8 protein-coding genes are annotated in these 10,932 nt (G+C 70.6%); 1 reads left to right on the top strand and 7 read right to left on the bottom strand.

The features are described from left to right. Nucleotides 1-267: 267 nt before the first annotated feature. From HR086_RS39480 to HR086_RS39450, 7 genes are all read right to left on the bottom strand, one after another. The gene (locus HR086_RS39480; RefSeq protein ID WP_174453548.1) at nt 268-456 is read right to left on the bottom strand and encodes a hypothetical protein; all 189 of its coding nucleotides are present in this window, start codon (nt 454-456) and stop codon (nt 268-270) included. Between the two features lie 109 nt (nt 457-565). Beyond that, on the bottom strand, nt 566-3,580 hold the full coding sequence (locus HR086_RS39475) for a CHAT domain-containing protein (protein ID WP_174468192.1): 3,015 nt from the start codon (nt 3,578-3,580) through the stop codon (nt 566-568). After that, the gene (locus tag HR086_RS39470; RefSeq protein ID WP_174453546.1) at nt 3,577-4,173 is read right to left on the bottom strand and encodes an RNA polymerase sigma factor; all 597 of its coding nucleotides are present in this window, start codon (nt 4,171-4,173) and stop codon (nt 3,577-3,579) included. Before HR086_RS39470 ends, HR086_RS39475 begins: the two co-directional genes overlap by 4 nt. Nucleotides 4,174-4,414: 241 nt before the next feature. Beyond that, nucleotides 4,415-4,606, bottom strand: a complete 192-nt coding sequence (locus tag HR086_RS39465; RefSeq protein ID WP_174453545.1) for a hypothetical protein — start codon at nt 4,604-4,606, stop codon at nt 4,415-4,417. Between the two features lie 147 nt (nt 4,607-4,753). Beyond that, a complete protein-coding gene (locus HR086_RS39460) occupies nt 4,754-7,729 on the bottom strand; it encodes a CHAT domain-containing protein (RefSeq protein WP_174468191.1) in 2,976 nt (991 codons plus the stop codon). Next, entirely contained in the window at nt 7,726-8,313 is a 588-nt protein-coding gene (locus HR086_RS39455; RefSeq protein ID WP_141644213.1) for an RNA polymerase sigma factor, read from the bottom strand. The genes HR086_RS39460 and HR086_RS39455 overlap by 4 nt, the downstream gene beginning before the upstream one ends. A 137-nt stretch (nt 8,314-8,450) precedes the next feature. Beyond that, nucleotides 8,451-10,058: a sensor histidine kinase gene (locus HR086_RS39450; protein ID WP_174468190.1), complete on the bottom strand. Its 1,608-nt coding sequence runs from the start codon at nt 10,056-10,058 to the stop codon at nt 8,451-8,453. A gap of 82 nt (nt 10,059-10,140) precedes the next feature. Here HR086_RS39450 and HR086_RS39445 point away from each other — a divergent pair. Next, nucleotides 10,141-10,932 (top strand): DMT family transporter (locus HR086_RS39445; RefSeq protein ID WP_174468189.1); only part of this gene is annotated, 792 nt, incomplete at its 3' end.

Genomic DNA, 10,932 nt, shown 5'->3' with positions numbered 1-10,932 from the left:
GCTCCACGCCCATCCTCCGGTGCCCACATCCCATGGGTGTCACCATGGCCCCGCGCGTCACCTCGGAACATCACTCCCCCCTGTCGCGATGCAGTCGAAGCAGCCGTACTCCCCCGTCGCCGCCCTCTTCCTTCTGAAATACGTTCCGAGCCTTTTTCCTTGAGCGTCCTTGTTCAAAAAAATCGGGGCGCCTCCCCCCGGAAACGCCCCGAAAAACAAGCAACTCTCCAGTAATTCAGGAGAGTCATGAAACGGCTGTTACGTGTTTCAGCGCTCGTCGTTGGCGGCCGGCTCGTCCGCCGGAGGAGGCGGGGGCAACGAGAGCCTGGCGGAGAAAACAGGCGTCGCCTCCTCCCCGGTCGGCGCGCGCAGGCCCCGATCCTTCTCCGGCGGTGGATCCGGAATCTCCTGGGCAACGAGGCCCGCGCTGGTCTTCCCCGAATTTGAATTCAGCATGTGAGAATCCCCCCCTGTTCGATGTTTCAAGACGCGACGCGCCGTCAGGTCGACGGAGCGTCACCTCCAGAACGCGGGGGGTCGGAATCCTTGATGACGTGTCGACACGTCACTCGAACAGGAGGACCTGTGCGGGCCAGGTTGCCGCCGGCTCGCGGGCCAGCCACGCCAGGCGCTCGTCGCGCAGGGCCCGGGAGGCCGGGGCCCCCGCGCGGATGCGCTCGCGTACGGACTCGAAGAAGCGCCCCGCCGTATCGGGAATGTCACCGGTGGAGGCGAGCACGGTGCGCGCCCCTGCCTCGATGAAGGCCACCGGCAGGCTCACCGTTTCGTGAAGGAAGGGCGCGGCGCGAGCAGCCCCACACGCCGCGAGCAACACCAGGGGGGCGCCGGCGAGCGGCTGCTCCCGCACCTGGTTCGCCGCGAGCGCGTACCGTCCATCCTCTTCCGGCGCGAGCACCAGCAGCGAGGAGTCCGACAGCTCCGAGCTGAAGAGGCCGTGCGTGTGGAGTTCAATCTCGCGCGCCTCCGCCATCTCACGAAGCACGCGCGACGGGGTGGCCGCCGCGCCGCGCAGCTCCACTCGCAGCGGGTCCGGCACACGAGGCGCCTCCAGGGGCGAAAGCTTCTCCAGCCCGAGCGCTGGCGGCGCGTCCACGCCCGTGACGACCAGGTGGCGGCCGCCCTGGACCCGCGCCTCGGGAACGGGCCCGGGGCGCCCCACGCGGTAGCTCCAGGCCAGGTCCGCGGGCAGCAGTCCCGGCAGGCCGTGCACGGGCGGCAAGGCCAGCACGTCCACGTGCTCGCATCCGCGGAGCGCCGCCACCAGCCTCGATGGAACGAGCCCGTCGGCCGTCCCGTGCAGGGACGAGGAACGCCGGTCGTCATAGACGCCCGACAGCGCGCCCACCGCGTCGCGTACGGTCGTCACCGTGCGCTCGTGGTCCACGGACACCGCGAGCACACAGCGCTCCGGGACGGGCACCCGGAGGGCCTGCCCCATCAGCGCCAGCACCTGCTCCTGGACACCGGAGCGGGCCGCGTCGCTCACCAACACGCCGTACGAGAAGACCCGGGCCTTGCGAGCGTCCACGTCCCGAGGAAGCGCCTCCGCCGCGTCGATGGCGCCATGCAAGAGTTCCCGCCCCGACGCCCGCTCCCGCTCCAGCATGAACTGACCGTCCAGGAACGTCAGCAGCGCCAGCTCCCCTGGCGTGCGCGAGCCGCGGCGCAGTTCGTCGAGCGTGCGCCGCAGCAGGTCCTCGTCGCGGACCTCCGCGCCATGGCGGGCCAGATACGAGAGCACCCATGCGCCCGACATGCCCAGGGGGCGTCCACAGCGGGTGGCCTGCTCCAGCTCCTCGCGGGCCTCGTCCGGGCGGAAGTCGGACCAGGCCACGATGGCGAGGTTGCGGTGCACATACGTGCGCTGTTCGCAGTCATCCGGGATGCGTGACAGGGACTCGCGCAGGAAGGCCCGCGCGCTGGCCGCGTTGTGGCGAAGGCGGGCGATCTGCGCCATCTCCTGGAGGAACTGCTGCTCCAGGTTCCACTCCCCCAGCTCCCGCGTCAGGCGCCAGCCGTCACGCGCTTCCTCCAGCGCGTCCGCCTGCCGGTGCAGTCGCACGAAGAGGTCCGCCAGCCGTCGTCGCAGCATCGCGCACCGGTACGCCAACCCCCGTCCCGAGCACGACGACAGCGCCGCGCGCAGCCGCTGCTCCGCCTTCCACGGTTCGCCCGCGTGCTCCTCCCGGACGGACAGCTCACGCTCGGCCAGCAGCACCAACCAGGGGTCGCCTCCGGCCCGGGCGATGCGCTCGAAGTCGTCCAGGTGGCGCGCCACCACGTCCAGCGCCACGAGCGCGCCCAGGTACAGGTCGTCCTCTCCGGAGCGCCGCAGCATCTCCAGGAACGCGCCCGGCGAGGGATGCTCACCCCTCAGCAGTCGCGCATAGTCTCGCGCCAGCGGACCTCGGCGCTGGAAGTCCGCGCGCGCGACGGCCTGCACGGTGTCGCGCAGCGTGGAGCCGCCCTGCACCTCGTCCAGCACCTCCGCGAGCGGCAGGAGCCGCAGCGCCGCCTCGCGCGTGGTCGCCGTCCTCAACGCGTCGTAGAAGGACAGCCTCACCACGCCCGGGAAGCGACGGGCCTCGGCCAGCGGCAGACGCGCGCCTTGCATCGTGGTCAGGTTCTGCGCCGCCGCCCTTGCGTCTTGGAAGTCCCGCGAGCGCAGCAACGTCTCGCTGCGCAGCGCCTGGGAGCGCACCCGGGCTTCCTCGCTCCACCCGGCCTCCCCCAGCTTCACCACCGCGTCGAAGGCCTCCGCGGCCTGGAGCGTCAGCCCCAGCTCCCGCAGCACCAACGCCCGGTTCCACAGCGCCTGTGGATGGTCCGGCGACTTTCGCAGCACGGTCTCCAACTGCTCCAGCGCGTCCTCGCGTCGCCCCTGCTCCAGCGCGATGACCGCCAGGTCGCTGTCGCGGTCCAACGACGCGGGCGTCCGTCGCAGGAAGTCCGCCGCCTGCCGCACGTCCCTGCGCACGAGGTAAGCGGCGGCGATGCCATGCAGGTCGCCCCGGTCCTCCAGCTCCGCCAGCTCGCGCAGCGGCAGGGGCGCCGTCACCACGGGAGCCTCGGGCCCGGCGCGCATCGGCACGTAGGGGCGATACCCGTCCGCCCGTGAATAGGAGACCCGCGCCTCCAGCGCGCGCTGCGTCGCATGGGCCACCCACACCTCGGGCGACGTGTCCCTCGCGCGAGGCACGGCCAGCACCAACACCAGGAGCCCCGCGGCCAGCGCCACCGCTCCCGCGGCCCACCAGCCCACCGGGCCCCTCCGCGCGGGCAACACCGAGCGCAGCCGCTGGTGCCACGCGGGCTTCGGCCAGGGCGGCGCGGGCCACGCCGGGGACGTCTCGAAGCGCGGCGCTTCTTCCACCTCCTCCTCGAGGGGCAGCCCCTCCGGGTGGAGTGCCTGGAAGCCAAGCAGCTCCAGCTGCATCGCCTCGTGCAGCCCGGACGCGCACATTCCGCAGCGAGCCAGGTGGTGGCGGAAGTTCTCCTCGTCCACCGGGGGCAATTCGCCATCCAGGAACAAATACAACCGATGACACGGAGGGCTCATGCCATCCCCCCACCATCCGTCAGCGGCATCAGCAGCTCGCGCAGCTCCTTGCGCGCCTGGAACAGCCAGCTGCCCACGGTGCCCTCGGGCACGCCCATGCGATGGGCGATGGCGCGGTAGCGCAGTCCCGTGGCGTGCAGCTCGAACGCCTCACGCACGCGCGGATTGGGCAGCCGGGAAATGGCCTGGACCAGGTCCGCGTCGGTGATGCGCTCCCACATCTCGCCCGTTCTCGCGTCGGGAGACTCCACGTCCTCCCGCACCAGACGGATATCCCGGCGCTCCTGCTCCAGCAGCTCCGTCCGCCTCCTGCGGCACTGGTCCAGGAAGTGATTGGTGAGCGCCCTGCACAGCCACGCCCGGTACACGGGCTCTGGCTGTGAGGACAAGGTGGCATGGTGGACAAGCGCCCGGACAAGCGCTTCCTGCGCCAGATCCTCCGGGTCGATGCCACCCTGGCCGCACAGACGCCTCGCCAGGGCCACGAGCATGGGCCTGACGCGCTGAGCGAACTCCTCGAAACCTTCGTGTGCCACGGCGGCACTGTAGGCCACGGTGAATCGCTTCACCGAGGCATTGCGATGGTCCTTCATCGACCCCTCGCCCTCCTTCCACGCCCACTCGAAACGCAGCCACCCCGAATCCTTGGGTCGCCGTCTGGAAACCGACGCAACCACGCCGGTTTCCGCCAGCTCCCGGACACCAGTGCAGCCCCCAGGGCGGAGTCGACCCGCCACCGGAAGGACACCGCGTCTGCTCCGCTCCACCACTTGCTTGGACGCCCCACGAACGGGAGACATCCGCGAAGCGTTCTGGCCGCCGCGCTCGTCCCGCTCAGCCCGGAGGACCGGTGGGAGGAGGGTCCCTCACGTCGGGACGGGCGGCCGCCGGAGGAGTGTCGGACTCGTCTCCGTGGACATCCCCCTCCACCTTCGGCTCCTGCTCCGGAGCGGTCCCGCTCACCGCGGGCCCTTGCAGCGCGGGCGCTTCCTCCGTCGGCTTCGCGTCGCTCAAGCAGTTCGTCATGTCGCACGGCTCCTGGGGTCCGCCTTCCGCTCCCCCGCTGGATGCGGGGCGCTGGCGGCCCTCAAGCCATAGAACGCACGACGTCCTGCTTGTTGCCGGAAACCCCTCACGTCACATCCCTCGACCAGGAGCGCTCTCGCGAAGCGCTCACTCGAAGAGGAGGACATGGGACAGCCACCGCGCGTCATCGGGGTGTTCGCGCAACCACAGCGCGCGCAAGTCCCGCAGCGCCACGGACGGACGAGCCCCCGCGCGGATGCGCTCGCGCACCTTCTCGAAGAAGCCGCCCGCGGTGTCCGGAATCTCCACGGAGGCCGCCAGCACGGCGCTCGCTCCCGCCGAGATGAAGGCCACGGGCAGGCTGAAGGACTCATGCGGAAACGGCGCCGTCTTCGCCGCGCCACACGTGGCCAGCAGCACCAGCGGAGCATGCTTCAGCTTTGTCTGACGGACCTTGTCGGCGGTCAGCGCGTAGCGTCCATCCGGGTCCGGCGCGAGCACCACCATCGACGCGTCGGACAGGGAGGCGCTGAACAGCCCATGGGTGTGGATTTCGACCTCGGACGCGTCCTCCATCTCCCGCAGCACCCGTGACGGCGTGGCTTCCGCGCCTCGAAGCTCCACGCGCCACGGGTCCGGTACGCGCGGCGGCGTCAGCGCCCCCAACTTCGGCAGACGCAGGGCGGGCGGGCTCGCCACCTCGGTGACGACCAGGTGACTGGACTGTCCTCCTTGCGCGGGCAGGCTTCGCGCGCCTCGCCCCACGCGATAGCTCCACGCCAGCGAGTCCGGCAACAGGCCGGTGAGACCGTGCACGGGCGGCCGGGTGAGCACCTCCACGTGCTCGCAGCCCGTCAGCTCCTTCACGAGCTCGGCGGGAACCAGTCCGGAGGCATCGTCGCGCAGCGGCTCCCGACGGTCGGAGGAATACGCGCCCTTCAGCTCGCCCTGAGGCCCGCGCGCGAGGACCAGGGTGCGCTCGTGCTGAAGCGACACCACCAGCAGGCAACTCGCGGGGACGGACTCGACGCGCAGCTCGCGGCCCATCAACGCGAGGGCCTCGTTCCAGGCACCGGCGCGCCCCGCCTCGGAGAGCAGGGCCGAGTAGCCGAAGGCGAGCGCCTTGCGCGCATCGACGCTGTCCGGCGTGTGCTCCGCCATCGACACGCCCCTCCAGAGCAACGCCTGGCCCGCGTCTCGCGACTGCTCCAGCGCGAACTGACCCTCGAAGACGAGCAGCAACGCCTCGCGCCCGGGCGAGCCTCCCTCCCGCCGCAGGTCCGCCAGGGCCCGGCGCAACCAATGTTCGTCATGGGGCCTGGGATTGGAGCGGGCCATCTCCGACAACACCCGCGCGCCTGTCATCCCCAGCGGTCGCTCACATTCCAGCGCCCGCTCCAGCGACTCGCGCGCCGCGTCCGGGCGGAAGCGCTGCCACTCCAGCAGGGCCACGTTGCTGTGCACGTGCGTGCGCTGGGCGCAGTCCTCCGGCATGCGGACCAGCGACTCCTCCAGATAGGCGCGGGCGCTGGTGAAGGAATGTTGATAGCGCGCCACGTCCGCCAGCTCCTGGAGGAACAACTGCTCGTACCTCCACTCGCGAGACTCCTGGGCGCGGCCCCAGCCGTTCCACGCATGCTGGAAGGCGTCCGCGGGGCGGTGCAGGTCCAGGTACAGCTCCGTGAGCGCATGCTCCAGCCCCAGGCAGCGATACACCAGGCCTTGCTTCTGGCAGGTGTCCAGCGCCTCCAGCAGCCGTTGCTCGGCGTTCCACCAGCGACCGTCCCGCTGGTCCGCGCGAGCCAGCTCCAGTTCGCCGAGCACCCGCATCCACGGGTCCTCGGACGCCTGCGCCAGTCGCACCAGCGCTTCCGAGTCCACCGGCTGTCGCGCCGAGCCCGCGAGCACGAGCGCGCCCAGATAGAGGTCATCCTCTCCCGAGCGGCGCAGCTCCTCCATCACCGCCCCGGAAGGCGACAGCGCGCCCAGCACGAGCTGGGCGTACCTCCGCGCCAGAGGCCCCCTTCGTGTGAAGTCCCGCTCCGCCACGCGAGACAGCCACGTCTGGAGGACGGCTCCGCCGTAGCGCTCGTCCAGTGCCCGGGCCAGCGGCAGCAACCGCAGCACGTCCTGTCGCCGGGGTGCCGCTCGCACCGCGTCGTAGAAGGCCAGTCGGAGGATGCCTGGATGGTCCCTCACCGCCACCAGGGGCAGCGGCGCGGACGCATCCGTCAGCAAGTCCCGCGTCGCGGCGAAGGCGTCCTTCCAGGCTCGACCGCGCCAGAGCGTGGACTCGCGCAGGGCCCGTTCCCGGGCCGAGGCCTCCTCGCTCCAGCCCACCTCTCCCAACTTCGCGACCTCTCCGAACGAGTCCGCTGCCTGGAGCGTCAGCCCCAGCTCCGCCAGCGTCAGCGCCCTGTTCCACAGCGCCTGGGGATGTCTCGGTGAGACGCGCAGCACACCCGCCAGCAGCTCCAGTGCCTCTTCCAGATGCGCGTGACGCGTGTCCAGCGGCCCGCCCTGTCGCGCCTGCTCCAGCGACAGGAGCGCCAGGTCACAGTCCCTGTCCACCGAGGGAGGCAGCCGCTTCAGGAAGGCCAGGGCCTGTCGGGGCGCGCCATGAAGCAGGTACGCGGTGGCGATGCCGTGCAGGTCTCCCCGCGCCTCCATCCTCGACAGCTCCTGCAGCGGCAGCGAGGGCACGGCGGGACGTGACCAGGCCCCGCTCCGGTCCGGGACATAGGGCTGGTAGCGCGCATCCACCGCGCGATACGTCACCCGCGCCTCCAGCGTGCGCGGGCCGTCCTTGACGAGCCAGGACAGGTCTTCGCCGCCCCAGTGGCCGGCGCTCGGGAAGAACAACAACACCGCGAGACACGCGACGAGGACCTTGAAGCCAGACCCGCTCTCACCGAACCAACGCCCGGTGGAAGGAGGCCGCTTCGCGGATGAAGGCGCATGCGAGGGAAAGGCCCGATGCGCCAGCAACTCCAGTTGCAGGCTCTCCCGGAAGCGAGCCTCGCAAAGCGAGCACATGCCCAGGTGCTGACGAAACCCGCCCTGCTCCGCCGCGTTCATCTGGCCATCGAGGAACCGAGGCAGGTCCTTGCAGTCGACCGTCATCGTCCCCGCTCCCGGCGTCGACGCTCGGCCGTCTCACGCAGCAGTTCTCGAAGCTCCAGTCGAGCGTGATGCAGGCGCGCGCCCACCGTCCCCTGCGGTACGCCTGTCTCTCGAGCGATGCGCGCATAGGACATCCCTTGGAGGTACTGCTCGAAGGTCAATCGCAGCTTGGGGCTGAGGAAGGTCAGCGCCCACTTCACGTCCTCTTCACCGACGTGACACCACAGTTCGTCCTGCGCGGCCTCGTCGATGTGCTCCGCTTCCTCATGGAGTTCGAGCAGGTTGCGCAGCCGGTCCGCCTCGCTCTTGCGGCGCCGACACCGGTCCAGGAAGCAGTTCTCCGCCACCCGCCCCAACCAGAAGCGCTGCTTGTACGACTCCCAATGCTGTAGGTGTTCCCACTGGAGCAGCGCACGCAACAACACATCGTGCACCAGGTCTTCGACCTCGTGTTCGATGCCCACGCAATACTTTCTAAGAATGGCAAACAACGCGGGTTGGAATTGGCGAGCGAAGACCTCGAAGTCCGCCCTGGGTTCTCCAGACGGAGGCTCCACCACCCTCAATCTCGGCCGTGCTCTCATGGCCCCCTCCTTCCCTTTCACCAGAGAACGCGTCAGGTCTGCTTTATTGCCGACACGCTCTTTTCCTCACAGACACGGCATTCGAGCGACATCCGAAAGCCCTGTGGAGAAAGTGTCTACGTGAAGACAGTATGACGTCAGGAGGCGGCAGCGGCCAGGGGCACGGGCTGCGTCAAAGGGAGCGTCACGACGAAGCTCGCGCCGCCCAGGGACTCGGAGCGTCCAGCCCGCACCGCGCCTCCGTGGCGCTCCAGGATTCCCCGGGCGATGGCCAGCCCCAGGCCCGTCCCCGGGCGAGGTCCCTCACGGCGACGTCCCGTGACGAAGGGCTGGAACAGCCGGGGGAGCAGCTCCGGAGGGATGCCTTGGCCACTGTCCTCGACGATGACCTGGAGGGTCGCCTCGGAACGCTCGCAGCGCACACGAAGGCGTGGCGCGGGAGTCTCGCGCAGCGCGAGCAAGGCATTCTCCAGGACAATCACAAACACTTGCGAGAGCTGGGATTGGTCGGCTTCCAGCTCAAGTGGGCCGCTGTCCGCGAGTTCGAAGGCCACGTCCGGCGCCAGCGTTCCCAATCCCTGTCGCGCGGTGGAATGCGCCAGCTCCACGGTGGCCTGGATGTCCACCCGGCGCAGCTCCAGCGGCCGGGGCCGGCCATATCGCAGCAGCTCGTCCACGAAGTGCCCGGCGCGGGAGATCTGCTCACGCATGGCGGCGACCGAGTCCGCATCCACGCCCTGGCGCTCCAGGAGCTTCAGGTGCGCGGCGAGCACGCCCAGCGGGTTTCGCACCTCGTGGGCCACGGCGGAGGTGAACTGGCCCAGCTCCGCCAGTCGCGCCGCCTGGTCCGCGCGGGTCTCCTGCTCGGCCAGGGCCGCCACCAGCTCGGTGCCGGTGGCCCGACCCTTCAGGAACCGGCGCCCCAGCCATTCCTGGAGCCCCTGCCGCAGGGGCTCGAAGGCGAGCGCCGCCAGCGCCAGCAGGAAGAAGGCGCCCACCCGGTACTCGCGCAGGAAGGGTTGCCCGCTGCCCGCCATCAGCGTCAACACGCCGAAGAGGAAGCCCGCCGACAGCACCGCCGCCATCGCCGAGTAGACGAGGCTGCGCTCCAGGAGCCTTCGCTCCCCGGGAGGCTGATGCGCGTTGACCACGTGCACCAGCACCAGCAGCGAGGCCAGCACCCCGTACAGCCCGAAGGGCAGCGCGTAGCCACCCGACAGGAGCAGCGCCGTGCCCAGCCCGCCCGAGTACGCCAGCGCGCCGACGATGCCGAGGCTGCGCAACAGCGGCCGTCGCTCCGGCGTCTCGCGCGGATACGAGCGGGCCAGATGCAGCAGCGGCACCACGGCCGCGGAAACCGACAGCCCGATGACGGGCCAGAACAACGGCCCCCGCTTCATCGCGAGCGGCCCGTACAGCGCATCCGGAAAGAGCGCGCCCACGATGGTGACGACCGCCGCCACGAAGTAGGCCAGCACCACCTGCCGGTAGGAGCGCTGCCGGGTGACGTCGTACGCGACGTGGAGGTACGCGGCGGCGGTGAAGGCACCGCTGGCGGCGAAGCGCGACCCCAGCCACGCACCCTGGGGCACGCACATCAAGAGCAACGAGCCGCTCCAGAAGGCCGTGGCCAGGCAGTACAGCGTCAAGCCCCGGGCGTCACGTCCGCGCAGCGCGGCGGTGAAACACAAGAGGAGCGACACCGACAGGACGGGCACGAGGCTGTAGGCGAACAAGGGCCCCATGGACGGAGTGTGGCAGATGTTCCTAGGCTGCGCGCCCCGTCGGCGCCTCCGGGCGATTCGGCGTCACCAGGAGTCATGAGCAGTGCGGCACTTCGCCATGGTCGCGGCCGGGGCCACCCTCTGGGGGTGTTGGTCCCTCTTCCTCCGGCCCGCGGGCCTGTCCTGGGCCCAGAACGCGCTTTTGGCTCTCATCGCCATGTCGCTGCCGGTGCCCTTCCTGCTGCGCGGCGCCCCCTGGCGCGACAAGCGAGCCACCGCGGCCCTGCTCGTCGTCGGCCTGGCGGACGCGGCCAACATCAGCCTCTTCTTCGCCGCCATGAAGCGCGGCCCCGTCTCCGTGGCCGTGCTCACGCACTATCTGGCCCCCCTGCTGCTGGCGCTCGCGGCCCCCTGGGTGCTGGGCGAGCGGCGCTCCTTCCGGGCCCTGGTCGCCGCGCCCGTGACGTTGCTGGGGCTGGTGCTGCTCATCGGCCGGCCGGATGGGACGGGCGGCGCGGGCATGACGGCGGCGCTGGGCGCCGGGAGCGCCCTGTTCTACGCGGCCATCGTCCTGGGGACGAAAGCGGCGACACGGGCATATTCTCCCGTGGCGGTCGCGTCGCTCCATGCGCCGGTGTCCGCGGGGGTGTTGTTGCTCATCGCCGGGGCGGATGCCTTGCCCCCGGCGCTGGATGGGGCCACGCTCCAGGTGCTCGCCGGGGGCGCGGTGTGTGGCCTGCTGGGGACGTGCCTCTTCAATGCCGGACTGCGCCATGTGCCCACGGCGGCGGCCGGGGCCCTGACCTATCTGGAGCCGCTCACGGCCTCCCTGGTGGGCTGGGCCGTCTTCGCGGAGGCCCTCACCCCGGTGGGGGTGGCGGGCGGACTGCTGGTG

The sequence above is a fragment of the Myxococcus sp. CA039A genome (genome assembly GCF_013336645.1).
GTDB classification, from domain to species: domain Bacteria; phylum Myxococcota; class Myxococcia; order Myxococcales; family Myxococcaceae; genus Myxococcus; species Myxococcus llanfairpwllgwyngyllgogerychwyrndrobwllllantysiliogogogochensis.
The sequence above is the reverse complement of the archived record's forward strand: the minus strand, read 5'-3'. Positions and strand labels throughout refer to the sequence as shown.

Bases quoted from the DNA above. Each gene is read 5' to 3' on its own strand.
- HR086_RS39450 (WP_174468190.1), bottom strand. From the start codon at position 10,058: ATGGGGCCCTTGTTCGCCTACAGCCTCGTGCCCGTCCTGTCGGTGTCG.
- HR086_RS39475 (WP_174468192.1), bottom strand. From the start codon at position 3,580: ATGAGCCCTCCGTGTCATCGGTTGTATTTGTTCCTGGATGGCGAATTG.
- HR086_RS39460 (WP_174468191.1), bottom strand. From the start codon at position 7,729: ATGACGGTCGACTGCAAGGACCTGCCTCGGTTCCTCGATGGCCAGATG.
- HR086_RS39480 (WP_174453548.1), bottom strand. From the start codon at position 456: ATGCTGAATTCAAATTCGGGGAAGACCAGCGCGGGCCTCGTTGCCCAG.
- HR086_RS39465 (WP_174453545.1), bottom strand. From the start codon at position 4,606: ATGACGAACTGCTTGAGCGACGCGAAGCCGACGGAGGAAGCGCCCGCG.
- HR086_RS39455 (WP_141644213.1), bottom strand. From the start codon at position 8,313: ATGAGAGCACGGCCGAGATTGAGGGTGGTGGAGCCTCCGTCTGGAGAA.
- HR086_RS39470 (WP_174453546.1), bottom strand. From the start codon at position 4,173: ATGAAGGACCATCGCAATGCCTCGGTGAAGCGATTCACCGTGGCCTAC.